Source organism: Ensifer sp. WSM1721, assembly GCF_000513895.2.
Taxonomy (GTDB): Bacteria; Pseudomonadota; Alphaproteobacteria; order Rhizobiales; family Rhizobiaceae; genus Sinorhizobium.
On sequence record NZ_CP165785.1, the window covers coordinates 137917 to 154532 of the forward strand.

Genomic DNA, 16616 nt, shown 5'->3' on the forward strand with positions numbered 1-16616 from the left:
GCGCCGCTTCAGTCCGAATAGGTGGAGGTCGCATGCGGGCGTTCCGCAGCGATGGTCGGATACATTCAACAAGGGGAACGAACGCTTATGGATACTCACAACTCACCCGGCGCAGGTCAGAACCAGCTGCGCAAGAACAGCCTCGGGGTCGGCGCCGTGACATTCCTCGTGGTCTCCGCGGCCGCGCCGCTGACGGCAGTGGCGGGCGGCGTACCGCTCTCCATGCTGCTCGGCAATGGTGCAGGCATTCCGCTGACCTTTCTGCTGGTTACGGCGCTGCTACTGCTTTTTTCGGTCGGCTACGTCGCCATGGCCCGCCACATCCGCAACGCAGGCGCATTCTACGCCTATACCGCACAAGGCCTCGGTGGCCTCATGGGAGGGGCGGCAGCACTCATAGCAATCCTCGCCTACAATGCGATGCAGATTGGGGTTTTCGGCCTGTTCGGCGCAGCGACATCCGGCTTCTTCGCACAACAAGTCGGTCTCGTTCTTCCCTGGTGGGTCTGGACCTATATCGGTATTGCCGCTGTCGCCGTGTTTGGTTATCGCCGCGTCGACCTCTCGGCCAAGGTGCTGACCGTGCTGGTGGTCCTCGAATATCTGGTCGTCCTGGTCATCGATGCGGCGATCCTCTTCACCGGCGGCGACAGTGGCCTTTCCGCCGCCCCGTTCACGCCGACCGCCTTCTGGGGCGGCACGCCGGCGATCGGCATCCTCTTCTGCTTCGCTGCCTTCATCGGCTTCGAGGCAACCACCATCTACAGTGAGGAGGCCCGCGAACCGCAGAAGACAGTTCCGCGTGCCACCTATATCTCGGTGCTCACTATCGGTCTTTTCTACATGCTGACCTCCTGGCTGATGGTGAATGGCGCCGGCGTCGACAAGCTCGTTCCGGAACTGCAAGGCCTTGCCGATCCGACCACCTTCCTCTTCGGCCTCGCCGAACGCTATGTCGGCCATGGGATCACCGTCGTGATGAGCATTCTCTTCATCACCAGCCTGTTCGCCGGAGTGCTCGCCTTCCACAACGGCGTGGCCCGCTACATGTACGTGGCCGGCCGTGAGGGCCTGCTGCCGAAATCGGTCGGCGTCACGCATCCGGAATTCCAGAGCCCGCATGTCGGCTCGGCGATCCAGACGATCATCGCCGTACTCGTCGTGGCGATCTTTGCCTTCACTGGGCAGGACCCGGTTCTGGCGCTCTTTTCCTGGCTTACCAATGTCGGCACGTTGGCAATCATCCTGCTCATGGCGTTCACCGCCTTCGCCATCGTCGCCTTCTTCGGCCGCAATCCGGGCCTCGAAAGCAATATCCTGGTGACCAAGATCCTTCCCGTCGTGACCGGCGTGATCCTCCTGGGGCTGGTTTACTATATCGCCGTGAACTTCGGTGCGATCGCCGGAGCCAACGGTGTTCTCGCCGTGCTGCTGCCGGGCCTCGTGCTGGTTGCCGCACTCATCGGCTTCGTCGCTGCGGCGCGCTTGAAGTCTGCCGATGTGGTGGGCTTTGCACGGCTGGGTGCCGGGCAGGAAGCCTGATAGTAATTGGATCATGATGGCGGGCATCTCGCCCGCCATACTTTCTCAAGGGACGCCGGACCATGCAGGACAAGATCGACCAACTCCGAACATTGCCTGTCGCGCCCCAATCACTTTTCATCGGCGGCGCATGGCGAGAACCGATCGGCGGCGCTGTCATTGAGGTCATCTCTCCGATCGACGGCAGCAAGCTGACGACCATCGCCGATGCGGGCGCCGAGGATGTGGACCTCGCCGCCCAAGCGGCGCGAGCCGCCTTCGAAAAGGGTACCTGGTCGAAGGCAGCACCCGCGGAGCGCAAGAAGGTCCTCCTTAGGATTGCCGAACTGATCGAGAAGAACGCTTTGGAAATCGCAGTCCTCGGCGTCCGCGACAATGGCACCGAGATCTCGATGGCGCTGAAGGCCGAGCCGGGAAGCGCCGCAGCCACTTTCCGCTACTATGCCGAGGCGATCGACAAGGTCTATGGCGAGATCGCGCCGACGCCCGCAAACGTCCTGGGACTGGTCCACCGCGAGCCGGTTGGCGTCGTCGCGGCGATCGTGCCTTGGAATTTCCCGATGATGATCGGCGCCTGGAAAATCGCCCCGGCGCTTGCTGTGGGCAATTCGGTGGTGCTGAAACCTGCCGAGGGCGCCTCCCTGAGCCTGCTGAAATTGGCGTCCCTCTGCGCCGAGGCCGGGCTACCGGCAGGGGTGCTCAACGTCGTCACCGGCCGCGGCGCGACGACGGGCGAGGCGATCGGCCTGCACAGGGATATCGACGTGCTGACCTTCACCGGCTCCGGTAGCGTCGGTCGTCGCCTGCTTGAATATTCGGCGCGTTCCAACCTCAAGCGCGTCTACCTCGAACTCGGCGGCAAGTCGCCCAATATCGTCTTTGCCGATGCGCCGGATCTCGACCAGGCGGCTAGGGTCAGCGCCCACGGCATCTTCCGCAACTCCGGACAGGTCTGCGTCGCCGGTTCGCGGCTGCTTGTGGAAAAAGCAATTCACGAAGAGTTCTCCGCGACGGTGGCGAGGATCGCCGCCAACATCAAGGTCGGTGATCCACTCCAACTCTCAACTGAAGCCGGCGCCATCGCAAGCGAACTCCAGCTCGAGAAGGATTTGAGGTACGCCGAGCAGGCGCTTGCCGAGGGCGCTGCTTTGCGTACCGGCGGCAGTCGGATTCATGAGGACACCGGGGGGTATTACATGCAGCCGACCGTCTTCGACGTGAAGCCGGAAATGACCCTTGCGAGAGAGGAGGTCTTTGGACCCATCCTGGCCGTCATTCCCTTCGAAACCGAAGCGGAGGCACTGCATATTGCCAATGCCACCGACCACGGCCTCGCGTCAGCCGTCTGGACGTCCAATCTCTCCCTTGCGCACCGAATGGTCGGGGGCATCCGTGCGGGTGTCGTGCACGTCAACACTTATGGCGGCGCGGACAACACCGTTCCGCTTGGTGGCGTCAAGCAGTCTGGCAACGGCCATGACAAGTCGCTTCACGCGCTCGACAAATATGTCGATCTGAAGACCGCATGGATCCACCTCTAGTAGCCGTCTCTTGTTCCGGCCGACGCAGGTCAGATCCGGAGACCGTTCGTGTGTGTTACCACGAGCGCGCGAGTCAGCATGGTGTACCGAACGCTTTTTCACTCGCGCATTCGCGAAAAGACCGCCTCTGCGGATGGCTTGAGTTCCTGGGCAGAGCGGCCTTTCGACTTCGTCGCAGGACAGTCTCCTTTGGGTCCGATTGAAGACCGACAAGGCTATTTTGCCAAGCAATATTTGGTCGCCAGCATCGCCGCCAGTTCCCCCGGCAGTCGACGAGCGGACCGACGTCGTGGCGTGCCTTTGCAATCGCCATGGCAGCGGGATAGGCGGCAATTACGAGCGTTGCGAGGCTGCTCGGATTGACGTCGCGTGTGCGTTTTTTTGCACGTCCGTCTGAAAACTTCCCAGATAGCGCCTCGTGTCAGGAACGGTAAGCCCCGCTGAGAGCATCGCGCATTTCCGGGTCATGGTGAGAGACTTCCATTGCCAATGCAGCGGTTCGATCCACGTTTGCCGGACGGCTTCGGCCACCCGATCGCGGATGACCACCAGCCAAGTTCGCGCTTCGCCGGGAAATGATGCGCCATTGCACCGCCGGACACTGAAGCCCTTTCGCGGAGCTCCAACATTCCAGTGGCGATGTATCCCTGGCTGAAAAAGGCGCTGTAGGCCGTGTCAACGATCCGGCGACGCACGCCCTGGGGTCATTGGTTCTTCTGTTCTCGGTCATGGGAGCCGGCTGCGATCTACACCGACGACAATAGCATCTTACGCTGAGGGAGGCGAATTCTCGATCCAACGCTGTCATTCGCAGATAGCGCCCGCAATTCCGGTGCGGCTTGGCGACCTCGGTGCTGGCGGCGGCGTCCATGAAGAAGCGTGAGTGCCTAGCGGCCCTCCGCCGGCGCCGCTTCAAGGGCGGCAAAGAGCCGTCCGACGGACTAGGCCAACCGGCTGATCCTCTCGGGACGATGTATCGGCCAACAGGCCGAATGGATCAAAGGGTTTAATGAAGTCTATATCAGCGGCACAGCGCCGGCGAACGCCAGCGGGAACCGCCTTGACCGATCTGATTTCTCGACTTGTTCCGGCTCAACAATCGCATGCTCGCGGCAGGCGACAGGCTGGTCGCGGGCCTTGGCCTGACGAGCGCCCGCTGGCAGGTCCTCGGCACGATCGTCGCGGCGGAGCGGCCACAGCCGGTGGCGTGGCTTGAGCGCGACATGGGTGCCAACCGCCAGAACGTCCAGCGCATCGTCAATGATTTGGAGAAGGAGGGGCTCGTCGCCTTCGAGCCCAACCCGCATCACCGGCGGGCCCAACTCGTCGTTCTGACCGACAAGGGAAGCACGCCTACGATGCCGCCATGCGCCTGCAGGCGCCTTGGTCAACGAGCTCTCGGAGGGGCTTCTGGTCGAAGTCCTCGAAACGATGCGCGGCGTCATGTCGGCGCTGCGCCGGAAACTGGAAGGAAACGGGGATGCTGAAGAGCAACCGTGACCGCTATGGCGCGGTGGCGGTCTCCATTCATTGGCTGACCGCGATCCTGATCCTGGTCCTGCTCGGCTCCGGCTTCCAAGCCGCGAACGCCGTGGATGCGGCGGTCAAGACGCCGTTCCTTCGCGTTCACATTTCGGTGGCGATCGTCGTGCTGGTTCTTACGGTCTTTCGCATCGTCTGGTGGTGGCTGTTCGATCTCAAGCCGCTTCCCGTGGAGGGATCGCCCGCCTGGCAGGAACGGATCGCAAGCTGGGTACATTTGGGCTTCTACATCGTGGTGCTTGGGATGGCCGCCAGCGGCATCGGGATGATGATCCTGAGCGGCGCGGCCCCTGCGGTCTTTGGCCCGCCTGGCGCGGCACTGCCGAACTTCACCGACTATCCCCCGCGCGTGCCGCATGGCTTGGGCGGCCGGCTGCTCGCGCGGCTGTTGGCGTTCCACGCCGGGGCAGCGCTATACCATCATTTTATTCGGCGTGACGGGCTGCTACGCCGGATGTGGTACGGTCGCTGAGCAAGGCCGCACCACGCTTGTCACCGACTTCCCCTGGGGATCGAAGGCAGTTGGCCAATCGGCCCTTCTCGGCCTTTCAAGTTCGACAAGCAACGACGTAACCCCACCGGGAATGAGAAGGTCAGCGCGGCGTCCGTCTTGTGTTCGCGATTTGATCTCCCTTGGCGTTGTTTAGGGGGAAACCAACGCTATGTCCTCTACTTGGATGGCATTCTCGAATTTTTGACGTCGCCTCCTACCTGGGGCGGAGTCCTCCGCGCACGGACCCGCCTCGAGTGGAACAAGGTATAAAGTGAGCGGTTGGTATGGAAGCTCACCGCCCATAGAGCGTCGACGCGCGTCACGTGAGCCGATCAAGGTTGCGGCTCCCGCTTTCCTTGGGGCGCTCGAACTACGAGGTCTCGCCATGAATTCCCACGAAAACCAAGAAGAAGCAGCGGCACGGGACGAGCCGGGGAGAGGACGGACCGCTACCACCCCCGGCGACATCCCGGCGCGTGGATTGAGAGACGTTTTCTGGCGCGTGGTCTCACAGGTCAGCGAAGACCGGGTGCCGCTCATCGCAGCCGGCGTCACCTTCTATATTCTTCTCGCCCTGTTTCCGGCACTGACCTCGCTGGTGTCAATCTACGGCCTCATTTCCGATCCGGCGGGCATTGGTGAGCAGATCACCTTCCTGGCGGGCGTCCTGCCGAAGCAGTCGCTTCAGTTGGTGACGGACCAATTGCAGGCGATCTCGTCGCAGAAGGCCTCCAGTCTGAGTATCGGCTTCATTGCTGGGCTACTCATCGCACTCTGGAGCGCGCGTAACGGGGTGGCAGCACTCTTCGAGGCCATGAACATCGCCTATGACGAAGTTGAGGAGCGAGGCTTCATCCGGCTGACGCTGCTTATCCTTGGCTTTACGGCGGGTGGTCTCCTGATCACGGCTGTACTGATCGCTGCCATCGCGGTTTTGCCGGCAGTCCTTGCCTTTCTGCCGCTCGACCAATGGCTGGAGAGGCTTGCAAGGATTGCGCGCTGGCCCGTGCTCTTGCTCCTGATTGGCGCTGCCATCGCCTTGGTTTACCGTTACGGGCCCGATCGAGATCCACCGAAGCTGAGGTGGCTCACTTGGGGCGCAGCGTTCAGCACGCTCTGCTGGTTCCCCGCGTCGCTTCTGTTCTCATTCTACATCGACAACTTCGCGGACTATAACGCCACCTACGGCGCAATGGGCGCATTGATCGGCTTCATGCTCTGGATTTGGGTATCGACGATGATCATCATCGTGGGCGCGGAGCTTAACGCAGAGCTGGAGCACCAGACGACGCGCGATTCCACGACCGGTCCGCCCAAGAAAATGGGCAAGCGCGACGCCCACGTGGCTGACACCATAGGCAAGTCCAGCGATTGAGTGCGCCGGCGCCGTCCTGACTCCCAGCGGCCGGCGCACCTGGCTCGTGCCTAGCGCCAACACATGCGTCTCAGAATGCGGCCCGCGGCCGCAAAAATCTGAAAAATAAAAAGTCTCGTTGGGACTTGAGCGGAAGCTCGTCGGACGAGATTCACGCCAATGTCAGACGGCGTCCTTCATCACTCCCCCGGTGAGTAGTTGCCCTTGTGATCTAGCGCGATTTTCGATTCACCGTCCACCTCCGATCGACGCACCAGGATCCCTGATGGCGTTTCCGGGTGCTTTGAAATAAGTTCCCGTCGAACGGGTAATCTGGTGGGGCAAGGGATGAAGATCGTTCTGTCGAAATATCAGCGGTACGCCGCTCTGGCAGGGTGCTCGGCGAGCGGGCGAGAACGTCAGCAAGCCATGCTGCGGATCGATGTCGTTGAGCTTGGCCGCTGGACGGCAACTCGTCTCTCGCCTACGGGCTAAGCGCGCCTTGTCGATCACGACACGACACTCCGCAACACCTTTCGGAGAAGCGAATGATCCAATAAGCTCGCTGTTCGCCGCTGCGGCAGCGCGCCCGATCGCGCATCTCCGAATACCCTTCAGAAGTGAAGTGCAGCGGAGACCGCGGGAAGGTCGCGAGTGGGTAGTGAGCGGCCGTTCCTTGTCGCTCGCCTGCGAGTGCCGGCGCTCTACGGCCGGCAGACCACCGGCGGCGTCCAGCAAGACAGGCGGCTCAGGCGTTCCTCACTGTGTCAGCGTGTTCTTGTAGATGACGCCGTCCTTCATGATGATTTTGAAGTGGTTCGCAGGATCAGCCACCAGGTCGATGTTCTCCAGCGGATTGCCTTCGACGAGCAGGAGGTCCGCGAGTGCGCCTTCCTCGATCACGCCGAGCTTTCCCGGATAGGGGTTGCGCTGGCCCGACAGCGCCAGCAACTCGGCATTGGTCCCGGTGGCCATGACCAGCGCTTCGGCAGGCGTGTACCAACGCACGAGCGAGGCCAGAATTGCCCCCTGCTGCTTCGCCAGCGCACGGGAGAACAGGACGTCCGTACCCCAGGCCGTCTTGATCTTGTACTTCTTTGCCAGTCCGTATGTCCTGCCGATGCCTGGCCACACCTCATCGGCCTTGGCGCGCTCGACCGAACCCTGCCGGAGGCCTGTCCTCATCAACTCGGGAAGCGGCTGCAAGCTCAGCCAAACGTCCTTTTCGGCGATCAGCCTGGCGGTTGCCTCGTCCATGAGAAAGCCGTGTTCGATGCACTTCACACCAGCCGCGATAGCCTTCCGGATCGCATCCGAGGTGAAGGCGTGCGCGGCGACGTAGGTGCCCCAATTCTCGGCAATCTCAACGGCGGCCCTCAGTTCGGGCTCGGTGAAGGTGGTGACGTCGAGCGGGCTGTGGGGCGACGACACTCCGCCGCCCGCTGTCAACTTCAGCAGCGCGGCCCCCTGCATGAACTGCTCGCGGGCACGCAAACGCACCTCGTCGGGGCTGTCCACGACGATGCTGCCGCCGTTCCTCTCCATGGGGGTGAACACGCCGCCGATCGTCCGAGGCAAGTCGCTGAGCTGGCGGAAATCCCCATGCCCGCTGGTCACAGTGATCATGGCTCCAGACGGATAGATGCGCGGTCCCGCGATGATGCCCTGATCTATCGCGCGCTTGAGGCCGAACGCCGGCCCGCCCACGTCGCGAACGGTGGTGAAGCCGCGCATCAGCGTATCCGTCGCCTCGTCGCCGGCCGCGAGATTGGCGAAGCCGACGTCGCCCATCGCCTCTGCCGGGGTGGACGCTATCAGCATTGCGTGCCAGTGCGCATCGATCAGCCCCGGCATCAGCGTTCGCCCGTCGCCGGCAATGCGCTCAGCGCCTTCGGCCTCGATGGGGCTTGCCGATATCACCGCGATCACATTGCCCTTGACCAGCACATTCGACGGAGCCGAAAGAGCAGCACCTTTTCCGTCGAAGATGCGGACGTCTTCGAAAAGCACGTCATCGGCGCTTGCGGTGGCGCAAAGTCCGAGCAGGAGAGCCGCCGCAAGCATTTCTCTGCCAGAGCGAAGCATCGTGAAAACTCCGCGCGCAAGAAAGAACAACGCTGCGGCGCAGGACACGGCATGCGCCACAACCTTTGCCAGCTTCTGCGATCCGAAGGATTTTTGACACATGACGATTATCCCGCTTCAGGAGGAGAGATGATCACTGCGCAAGGACAAGTTGTAGCTTATACGGCGTCGGCGTCAAGAAGCGTTCCAGCCCAGTCTCTTCGCCGTGAAGGGCCGTGTCGAAAGTCAAGCCCTCCGCGATGATATCAGGGTTAGCAGTGCAACGTTCCCTTAGGAAGCGAGCAGACGATTCTGACGAGGCGCCGCCTACGGGTCTTGCGTGTAAGAATTCGGCCGAGGGATTTCCGCTTTGGGGGTCGAAGGGAGCCATTCTTCACGAGCCCTGTACACGCCTGTTGCGAGGATGTTCACCTTCTGGGCCAAGAAGATCGCAATGTATCAACGGGAACGGCGGAGATTGCCGGCAGCGCGGGTTCTTAAATCCCTGACCCGTAGAGTTCTTGGTCGTCATCGCCTTCCCAGGGTAAGGGCATGGAGGTGCGATTGAGATTGGCTGACGGCATCGGCATCCAGCACTTTAATTCGGGTTCGGCGTATTCGATGATGCGGCCGGGCGAGGAATCAGCGGCGCGCCAGCCTTCTGGGCCGAACCGATCGCCATTCGACCAGTACGCGAGGTCAACTTCGGCCGCCCCCTGTTCGGACGGGCGGATCGTGACGAGGATCCGACTGCCGTCTTTCGGCGCGCTTGCCATGTGGCGCCAGTAGTCTGGCTCGGCCATCATTTTTCCTCCTGCCCTTGCTGCACGTCGCAAGTGTCGCCTTGCCATCGAAAACGGTCAACTCAAACCTTGCACGACCGATCGTCTATCGCTTGAGTGAGTCGCGTCCCACAGGTGGTGAATTGGGTGGTAGCGAATCCGCTCGAGTGCGTCTCGACGGCGCCGTAGCGATCGAGCGGCGGTGCCGAGAAAGGGTATCTTTTTTTCACAGGTTTTCGGGCATTCTAGCTTGTGTGTCCTGTTCTGCCGACCTCATTCGCATTGCCAGAGGCTCCCTCGGTTTCTATCCTGACGCATCATCCGCACCGCACTGGTGCGCCGAAGCCCGAGGACACTAAAAGCCGATGGCATCTCAGCTGGATATGTTTGCCTCGCCGCCTGAGCCAGGCGATGATGTCGTAGTAAAGCTGCGGGGACCGTTGAAGCTGCGGCGACGGACGCCACTCGATGACGAGGGTATGGCCCGGCTTTTGGAGGAGAGCGGCAGCTATCGCGTCCTGCGCAAGCTTGTCGGCCGCCAGATCGTCGATATACCACGGCCGGGATTTCCTCGCATCGGAGTGATCGTCGACACCGAGACGACGGGCCTTGACCACAGCAAGGACGAGATCATCGAAATCGGCGCAGTTGCGTTCACCTTTGACGACGACGGCCATATCGGCGATGTCACGGGCGTTTACGGCGGCCTGCAGCAGCCGACCGTCCCGATCCCCCCTGAAATCACCCGACTCACAGGAATGACCGACGAGATGGTTGCCGGGCAGCTGATCGATGTCGGGTCGCTTCGAGCGTTGCTCGACCCGGCCGATCTGGTGATCGCCCACAATGCCGGCTTCGATCGTCCTTTCTGCGAGGCGTTCTCAAGCATGTTTTCCGACAAGGCATGGGCCTGTTCCGTCAAGGAGGTCGATTGGGCGACGCGCGGTTTCGAGGGCACGAAGCTCGGCTATCTGATTGGTCAAAGTGGCTATTTCCACGATGGCCATCGCGCCGTCGACGACTGTTTTGCTCTGCTCGAGGTGCTCGCCGGCGGCGACGGGGCGACGCAACCAAGCGCTTTTGCGGAACTTCTCAAGACAAGTCAGCGCTCGCGCGTGCGCATCTTCGCCGAGCACAGTCCGTTCGACATGAAAGATCATCTGAAGGCTCGGGGATACCGCTGGTCGGATGGCAGCGACGGCCGTCCGAAATCCTGGTGGATCGAAATCGACGAGGAGCACCTCGCCGCGGAGCTCGCTTTTTTGAGGTCAGAGATCTACCGGTGGGAAGAGGCCGACCCACCGGTCAAAAGGCTGACGGCGTTTGATCGGTACAAGGCTTGATGGGAGGGCCTTGCCACATGGGCCGAGGCAAGCGGTTGCGCAGGCTCGTTACCGCGATGGTATTGCCGTCTCGAAACGTGTGAGGAAGCAACAGCTGCAGCAGGATCGCAATCCGGCATGCTCAAGGTGGGAACACTATGAAGACACCGTGGAAATTCCTTACCCGATTGACGTCGCGGCGACCATCGGCGAAAGCGCAAGGGAGTTCGATCGGGAATGGCACCGATCCCAAGGCTCTCGAGAGCGAAGTGGATAGGTCCGCGCATCTGACCAGTTTGACGGTAGCTGCCAGTCCACCTGCGCACGATGAGGACCTCTCGGCGGATCAAGGGTCGGTGGCATCGGTTAAGGCGAATAGCGATGACGATGTCGCACAGGCGTCAAAACCGCCGATCCATACAGAATTGGCTGAAACAACTGTGCGACATGAAGCCGACCATTCGGGTGCCGAAGCGAGTTCGTTAGCTCCGAAAAGAGCGACAAGCACAAAGTCGCAGAGCAAACCGCTGGTCAAGCGTCGAGAACGCAGGAAGAGAGCCAAGCCCCACGTGGCTGCCCAGAGAGCCGTCGCCCCAACACATCATCAAAGTTTGCAGCCCTCGTCTTCACGTGACTTGTTCTTCCAGGAAGTGGGAACACTTGAAGAAGAAATCAAAATGCTGAGGACCCAGCTCGCTCGAAAGCTTCATCTCCAGAACGTTCAGCTAAAGAAGATGCTCGAGCGCTTCGACGTTTCGTGAGCTTGGCAGCGCGCCCTACAAGCGCTCACTCGCGTAGTCTGGCAAAGCCTCGCCGCCACTGAATTGAATGAGTGTGAGGCCTTGCTGAGCAGGCGGGCCGTCAACCCGCTCAGCGCATATTCGCCGATGCACGCTGCGCTTCAGGACAGCCCAGCGACAATGCTCAAGCCTAGGTCGTCGCGAATCCCTGTTTGATAAGCGCTGATCAGGTCAGCGGCGAGCGCTTCAGCTTCTTCAGACTTGCGTGACAAAGCTCTTCTTTGCAGCTCGTCTTGGAAGGCCTTTCCGATCATTTCCAACTCGTCAGGCCCAATTGGATTGAAACTCATGGTTTGAGCTAAACTCATCATTCGCCCTCCCTCCACCCGATGCGGCGGAAGCCCTTTCGTGCCCTTCGCGTTTCAGTCTGATTCGGGGGCGCAGCTTCGCTGGAGATCTATCGATGGTGAGCCGTCCTTACGGCCCGACCATGCGTATCGGTCCACTGCAGTGCCGCAATGGCGGAGCTGAATAGCAGGGCAGGTATAGCCAGAGCTCCCATGAACTTGAGCATTTGGAGCCGACGTGTGCGTTTTCCATCCCAGTCGTAAGCCATTCGCTACACCCTTGCTACTGGAAACAGTATGTCAAGATAGAACCAGAGAACGATTTTCCGGTCGAGTCTATTTTCAAGTATTACTTTTAAGCGAATTTCATGTGCGGAATTTATATTAGGCGTCCAACGGGCGCCGGTAGAAAATGAGAAGTAGAGGTGGCCAAGCAATTGAAGCATGACGATCACCTTTGCAGTGATGGGCGGCGTGATCTCTAGGCTCAGGACTCATTGCTTAGAACCAGAAGATGACGGTTGACGATGCAGATCACCGACTTTGAATCTGATTTGCAGCCCTTGGAAATCCCTTCGATTCAAGACAAGATCATCACGCTCTAGTGTTTGGGGAGACTCCGATGGAAAACCACGAGCCGTTTTTGCGCGAGGCGATCGCACTCTCGAAATCCGCGATGGAAGGCGGCGACGAACCGTTTGGCTCGGTGCTGGTGAAGGAAGGCGAAGTCATCCTGCGGGCCGAAAACAGCGTCTTCACCGGCCACGATATGACGAACCACGCCGAGATGAACTTGGTCAAACTGGCGGCGCAGCACTACGACACGGCTTTTCTCGCTGACTGCACGCTTTACACGAGCACAGAGCCGTGCGCCATGTGCTCCGGGGCGATTTACTGGTCGGGTATCGGACGTATGGTGTTTGCGTGCTCCGAAACGCGGCTTGGCGAGATCGCGGGGATCGGGTTGAACGTGCCGAGCCGGGCGGTGTTGCAAACCGGCGCGCGCAACGTCACTGTGGTTGGCCCGACGAACCTCGAAGACGAAGCCGCCGAAGTCCACCAGGAATTCTGGCCGAAGCATCTGGGCAAGGTTTAGGCTCAGGGCTCATCGATCAGAGCCAGAAGATGACGGCGGCTGCGATGCAGATGGCCGAGAAGAAGGTGTGGGCGCATCTGTCGTAGCGGGTGGCGATGCGCCGCCAATCCTTGAGCTTTGCGGTTCTCAACCTTGTGGCGTTGACGATAGAGGGCGGTGTCGTAGGCGTATGGGACTTTTCGGCTTCGGCTCGACGGGATGCAAGGTTCGATACCCCTGGCTTCGAGTTCCTCTCGGAACCAGGCGCTGTCATAACAGCGATCGGCGATCAGATGAGAGGCCGGTGGGAGCGCGCCGAGCACGATACGGGCGCCCTTGTGGTCGCTCATCTGGCCTTCCGACAGGAGCAGGATGATCGGCCTGCCTTCGCCGTCGCAAACGGTGTGAAGCTTCGAGTTCAGACCGCCCTTTGTTCGCCCGATACGACGGGGACATCCCCTTTTTAAAAGGCTCGCCGCGGTGCGGTGGGCCTTCAGATGCGTCGCATCGATCATGATACGCTCGGGTCTCGGCCCTTCGCCGGCGAGCCCGGCGAAGATGCGGTCGAAAACACCCATCCGGCTCCAGCGGATGAAGCGGTTATAGAGCGTCTTGTGCGGACCGTAGCCAGTCGGCGCGTCCTTCCACTGCAGACCATTGCGGATCACATAGACGATGCCGCTCACGACTCGCCGGTCATCGACCCGCGGCATCCCGCGCGACAGGGGAAAGAACGGCGATATCCGCACCATCTGGCGCTCGCTCAGCAAAAACAAATCACCCATCGCAGCCTCCTTTTGGAAGCCGTGAATCACATCTCAATCGGAATTAATAGGTCCTGAGCCTAGAAGGCGGTGCCCTGCTTCATCATACTGTGATGCCGCTCGCGCCGAACCTGTGTCGACCTGTAGGGGTCGCCACGATCGGTGAATTGGAGATAGTCGTAAGCAGGCCGCTTGGTTCGGGTGATAGCGGGGCGCCTTTGACCGTCAATCGCCAGGCCCGAGGCACAAGCCAAACATCAACTATCCGTAAAGCAGGACTCTAATGGTCGTGTTGACTCTGTGGAGCACTCAGCCGAAAACAGGCGATGACTAAAGGAGGGAATTGCTGATGGCTGACGAGAGTAACGCAGGACCAGTTGCTGAGGCTGCAGCGGCGGACGCAGAAGTGAAAGCACCAACGGCTAAGAAGCGGAGGTCGCCACGGCCTCAGAAGGCGGCTTCCGAACCAGCTCAATCAAAGACGCCGGCCGCTAAACGCAGGGCGTATACCGAGCAAGAGAAGAGCGAGAAGTTGAGGCTGATCGCGACGCAAGTCAGCGATGGCAGCACCCTCAAGGACGCTATCAAGGGCGCCGGCATATCAGAGCAAACCTACTATCATTGGAAAGGTGCTGCGAAGCCTGCCGAGCAAAAGGACACTACGGGTAGCAAGCCCCTACCGGCCGGCGATGAGTTGGCAGATCTTGTCCAGCTCGAAGAGGAAAACCAGCGGCTCCGTAAGCTCCTGGCGGAGAAGCTGCGAGCGGAGAATGCCGACTTGCGCAAGAGGCTCGGTCTGGACTAGCCAAAGGACCGGGAATGCGCCGGGCGATGTTTCTTCGGCGTCCTCCGTGTTACGCCGAAGCTTATATTTGCTCCCCATTTGGCATTGGCGCGGCAAACGAAGCCCTGCTGTGTCCCCGCTCTTGCCGGGTGAAAAGCGCGCCAGCTGCGTGGTTGGTGAGCGGTTGAAGCGCGCGAGGAAGGGCTGTATTGGTGCGCCAGCAGGAATGCAGCGGCGCCGATCGGCGTTGCATCTTTTACGGTTGCTTGGGATCGAAAGTAGATGAAGACGCCACAAGGGAGATTCGTTGTTGAATTCAAGTCGAGGCGACGACAGCCAAAAGCCCAACCGAACTCAATCTGGGGAGACACAGATCTAAAGGCCTTGGCCAGGGAAGTGGAAGATACGGCGCCGCATCTCTTCGATTCAAATGAAGGACCTGGAACGCCTGAGTCGGGTGAGATTGGGCCGACCGATCCGATCAATGCAGAGGCTGTCAACGAACGCCCCAACGACGTCGACGTTACACCAGCAGCGACACCATTTGCCAACGGCGCAGAGGTCGAAATCTCGAAGCACCATGTGGCCGATCATCCAGCTGAAGCGGTTGTGCAAGCACAGGGGAGCCAACCGGCGTCGCAGACTCGAACGACATCAACCGGCACTCCTCGAAAGCGCGCCGAGCGCGCCCCCGCCCAGACGATCGCGAGAATGGAGAAGGTTGGGGACGAGGATCGAAAGGCGCAGACCGGGACTGTCGGCGATCCGATCTCCCTCGACGAGCTTGCCGCCCTGGACGCAGACAACAAGCGCCTCAAGGGGTTACTGGCTGAACAGCTTCGTGCACAGAACCTTTGGCTCAAGAAGATGCTTGAACGATTCGATGCCGAATAGGTCGCACTGGTGTCGGGTCCAAGAAACCTGCTGAGGCGCGAGTTCCGCGGATAGCCGCGTGGACGCGGAAACAACTGCCTGGCGCTCGAGCCTCAAACACAGTCTACGTGCTCGCGTTTCGCAAGTTCAGGAAAAGCTCGCCGCCTGCTGGCAGATCCTGATCGCAACTTCCAACGACCTTACGAAGGCTGGTACCGGCAGAAACTCATAGCGTGAATGGAAGTTGTAGGCGCCGGTGAAGAAGTTCGGTGTCGGTATTCCTCTGGCGGAGAGGACCGCGCCGTCCGTACCGCCGCGCATCGGGATTAGTTTTTTCTCGATTCCGAGTTGCTCCATGGCCTTGAATAGAAGAGCGACGGCGAGATCGTCGCGAGCGAGGCTCCTGGAGATGTTTCGATAGGTGTCGGTGATCTGGTACCGAACATTCCCGGTGGGATAACGTGATCGCATTCGTTCTGCGACCTCGGCGATCCGACGTTTGCGCCGATTGAAGGCATCTGTGTCGAAATCCCGTATCAATGCGGTCAATATTGCCTCGCTGTCGTTGGCGACGAGGTCCTTGAACCAGAAAAAGCCCTGGCGTTCCTCCGTGCATTCAGGCGTATCCTTGCGGTCGAAGTCAGAGATGAAGTCCATTGCCATCAGCAGCGGATTTACTAGTATCTCTTTAGCAGACATCGGGTGCGCGCTGACGCCAGTGAAGACGATCTCGCAAGATGCGGCATTGAACGTTTCTAGCACCACCTCGCCGAGTTCGCAGCAATCGATCGTGTAGGCAAAATCACAGGGGAAGCGCGAGAGGTCCAGCGCCTTGGCGCCACGCAATCCGATTTCTTCGTCCGGCACGAAGGCGACGAAGACGTCGCCGTGGCCGTCCTGCTGATCGAGCCGGGCCAGAAGTGTCATGATCACCGCGATGGCGGCCTTGTTGTCCGCACCAAGCACGCTGGTGCCGTCGCTGACGATTATGTCGTCCCCAATCCATTCAAGAATTTCGGGATGTTCGGCGACCCATAACCAGATGCCCTCCTGGTCGTTGAGGCAAAGATCCTTGCCTTCGAAGCGAAGGACTTGCGGGCGGACGGAGGGCGAGAGGCCGACGTCCACTGTGTCGAGATGCGCGATAAAGCCGATCGGTGGAGCCTGTGGCCTGTTGCCACGTTTGACGCCGGTGACGATCGCATGCTCGTCAACGAGGACGTCTTCCAGGCCAAGCCCGCGCATTTCGTCTGCCAGCAGGGCGGCGAGCGCCGCTTGTCCGGACGATGAGGGCAGGGAATTCGCGCGGCCATTGCTTTGACTCTCGATCGCGGCATAGCGGAAGAAGCGGCTGATGAGTTCCTGGCGGACGTCCATGATATTCCCTATGTGG

General features: G+C 60.4%; 14 protein-coding genes and 2 pseudogenes. 10 read left to right on the forward strand and 6 right to left on the reverse strand.

What is annotated here, in order from left to right:
- Positions 1–87 precede the first annotated feature (87 nt).
- Both M728_RS28920 and M728_RS28925 read left to right on the forward strand, forming a co-directional pair.
- Entirely contained in the window at positions 88–1542 is a 1455-nt protein-coding gene (locus M728_RS28920; RefSeq protein WP_026621470.1) for an APC family permease, read from the forward strand.
- Positions 1543–1604: 62 nt separating this feature from the next.
- A complete protein-coding gene (locus tag M728_RS28925; RefSeq protein WP_026621469.1) occupies positions 1605–3083 on the forward strand; it encodes an aldehyde dehydrogenase in 1479 nt (492 codons plus the stop codon).
- Between the two features lie 464 nt (positions 3084–3547).
- On the opposite strand, the gene M728_RS28930 is transcribed toward M728_RS28925, so the two are convergent.
- Entirely contained in the window at positions 3548–3712 is a 165-nt protein-coding gene (locus M728_RS28930; RefSeq protein WP_245269728.1) for a TetR/AcrR family transcriptional regulator, read from the reverse strand.
- A 380-nt stretch (positions 3713–4092) separates the two neighbouring features.
- Between M728_RS28930 and M728_RS28935 the strand changes: the two are divergent.
- The 3 genes and pseudogenes from M728_RS28935 (at position 4093) to M728_RS28945 (ending at position 6493) form a co-directional block, all read left to right on the forward strand.
- Positions 4093–4583: pseudogene (locus M728_RS28935) on the forward strand (MarR family winged helix-turn-helix transcriptional regulator).
- Positions 4564–5097, forward strand: coding sequence for a cytochrome b (locus M728_RS28940; RefSeq protein ID WP_084044581.1), 534 nt, complete (start codon positions 4564–4566; stop codon positions 5095–5097). The pseudogene M728_RS28935 and the gene M728_RS28940 overlap by 20 nt, the downstream one beginning before the upstream one ends.
- A 406-nt stretch (positions 5098–5503) precedes the next feature.
- Positions 5504–6493: a YihY/virulence factor BrkB family protein gene (locus M728_RS28945; RefSeq protein WP_026621466.1), complete on the forward strand. Its 990-nt coding sequence runs from the start codon at positions 5504–5506 to the stop codon at positions 6491–6493.
- 738 nt (positions 6494–7231) lie between these two features.
- Here M728_RS28945 and M728_RS28950 read toward each other — a convergent pair.
- The gene (locus tag M728_RS28950; RefSeq protein ID WP_026621465.1) at positions 7232–8536 is read right to left on the reverse strand and encodes an amidohydrolase family protein; all 1305 of its coding nucleotides are present in this window, start codon (positions 8534–8536) and stop codon (positions 7232–7234) included.
- 497 nt (positions 8537–9033) lie between these two features.
- Positions 9034–9339: a hypothetical protein gene (locus M728_RS28955; RefSeq protein ID WP_026621464.1), complete on the reverse strand. Its 306-nt coding sequence runs from the start codon at positions 9337–9339 to the stop codon at positions 9034–9036.
- Positions 9340–9683: 344 nt separating this feature from the next.
- On the opposite strand from M728_RS28955, the gene M728_RS28960 reads away from it, so the two are divergent.
- Both M728_RS28960 and M728_RS28965 read left to right on the forward strand, forming a co-directional pair.
- Positions 9684–10661, forward strand: coding sequence for a 3'-5' exonuclease (locus M728_RS28960; protein ID WP_026621463.1), 978 nt, complete (start codon positions 9684–9686; stop codon positions 10659–10661).
- A gap of 137 nt (positions 10662–10798) precedes the next feature.
- Complete coding sequence (locus M728_RS28965) at positions 10799–11401, forward strand: hypothetical protein (RefSeq protein ID WP_034883875.1); 603 nt, start codon at positions 10799–10801, stop codon at positions 11399–11401.
- A gap of 140 nt (positions 11402–11541) precedes the next feature.
- On the opposite strand, the gene M728_RS28970 is transcribed toward M728_RS28965, so the two are convergent.
- The gene (locus M728_RS28970; protein WP_026621462.1) at positions 11542–11751 is read right to left on the reverse strand and encodes a hypothetical protein; all 210 of its coding nucleotides are present in this window, start codon (positions 11749–11751) and stop codon (positions 11542–11544) included.
- A gap of 598 nt (positions 11752–12349) precedes the next feature.
- Between M728_RS28970 and M728_RS28975 the strand changes: the two genes are divergently transcribed.
- A complete protein-coding gene (locus M728_RS28975; RefSeq protein WP_026621461.1) occupies positions 12350–12823 on the forward strand; it encodes a nucleoside deaminase in 474 nt (157 codons plus the stop codon).
- Between the two features lie 16 nt (positions 12824–12839).
- Here the strand turns inward: M728_RS28975 and M728_RS28980 are convergent.
- Positions 12840–13587: pseudogene (locus M728_RS28980) on the reverse strand (IS5 family transposase).
- A 328-nt stretch (positions 13588–13915) separates the two neighbouring features.
- Here M728_RS28980 and M728_RS28985 point away from each other — a divergent pair.
- Both M728_RS28985 and M728_RS28990 read left to right on the forward strand, forming a co-directional pair.
- A complete protein-coding gene (locus M728_RS28985; RefSeq protein WP_026621460.1) occupies positions 13916–14371 on the forward strand; it encodes a transposase in 456 nt (151 codons plus the stop codon).
- A gap of 261 nt (positions 14372–14632) precedes the next feature.
- Positions 14633–15244, forward strand: coding sequence for a hypothetical protein (locus tag M728_RS28990; protein WP_026621459.1), 612 nt, complete (start codon positions 14633–14635; stop codon positions 15242–15244).
- Between the two features lie 126 nt (positions 15245–15370).
- Here the strand turns inward: M728_RS28990 and pepT are convergent, their stop codons facing one another.
- Positions 15371–16600 (reverse strand): peptidase T, encoded by a 1230-nt coding sequence (gene pepT, locus M728_RS28995; protein ID WP_026621458.1) that lies wholly within the window; start codon positions 16598–16600, stop codon positions 15371–15373.
- Between the last annotated feature and the right edge of the window lie 16 nt (positions 16601–16616).

What these genes read in the sequence shown, in the direction of transcription:
- M728_RS28920 (WP_026621470.1), top strand. Translation starts at nt 88, where the DNA reads ATGGATACTCACAACTCACCCGGCGCAGGTCAGAACCAGCTGCGCAAG.
- M728_RS28925 (WP_026621469.1), top strand. Translation starts at nt 1,605, where the DNA reads ATGCAGGACAAGATCGACCAACTCCGAACATTGCCTGTCGCGCCCCAA.
- M728_RS28930 (WP_245269728.1), bottom strand. Translation starts at nt 3,712, where the DNA reads ATGTTGGAGCTCCGCGAAAGGGCTTCAGTGTCCGGCGGTGCAATGGCG.
- M728_RS28940 (WP_084044581.1), top strand. Translation starts at nt 4,564, where the DNA reads ATGCTGAAGAGCAACCGTGACCGCTATGGCGCGGTGGCGGTCTCCATT.
- M728_RS28945 (WP_026621466.1), top strand. Translation starts at nt 5,504, where the DNA reads ATGAATTCCCACGAAAACCAAGAAGAAGCAGCGGCACGGGACGAGCCG.
- M728_RS28950 (WP_026621465.1), bottom strand. Translation starts at nt 8,536, where the DNA reads ATGCTTGCGGCGGCTCTCCTGCTCGGACTTTGCGCCACCGCAAGCGCC.
- M728_RS28955 (WP_026621464.1), bottom strand. Translation starts at nt 9,339, where the DNA reads ATGGCCGAGCCAGACTACTGGCGCCACATGGCAAGCGCGCCGAAAGAC.
- M728_RS28960 (WP_026621463.1), top strand. Translation starts at nt 9,684, where the DNA reads ATGGCATCTCAGCTGGATATGTTTGCCTCGCCGCCTGAGCCAGGCGAT.
- M728_RS28965 (WP_034883875.1), top strand. Translation starts at nt 10,799, where the DNA reads ATGAAGACACCGTGGAAATTCCTTACCCGATTGACGTCGCGGCGACCA.
- M728_RS28970 (WP_026621462.1), bottom strand. Translation starts at nt 11,751, where the DNA reads ATGATGAGTTTAGCTCAAACCATGAGTTTCAATCCAATTGGGCCTGAC.
- M728_RS28975 (WP_026621461.1), top strand. Translation starts at nt 12,350, where the DNA reads ATGGAAAACCACGAGCCGTTTTTGCGCGAGGCGATCGCACTCTCGAAA.
- M728_RS28985 (WP_026621460.1), top strand. Translation starts at nt 13,916, where the DNA reads ATGGCTGACGAGAGTAACGCAGGACCAGTTGCTGAGGCTGCAGCGGCG.
- M728_RS28990 (WP_026621459.1), top strand. Translation starts at nt 14,633, where the DNA reads ATGAAGACGCCACAAGGGAGATTCGTTGTTGAATTCAAGTCGAGGCGA.
- pepT (WP_026621458.1), bottom strand. Translation starts at nt 16,600, where the DNA reads ATGGACGTCCGCCAGGAACTCATCAGCCGCTTCTTCCGCTATGCCGCG.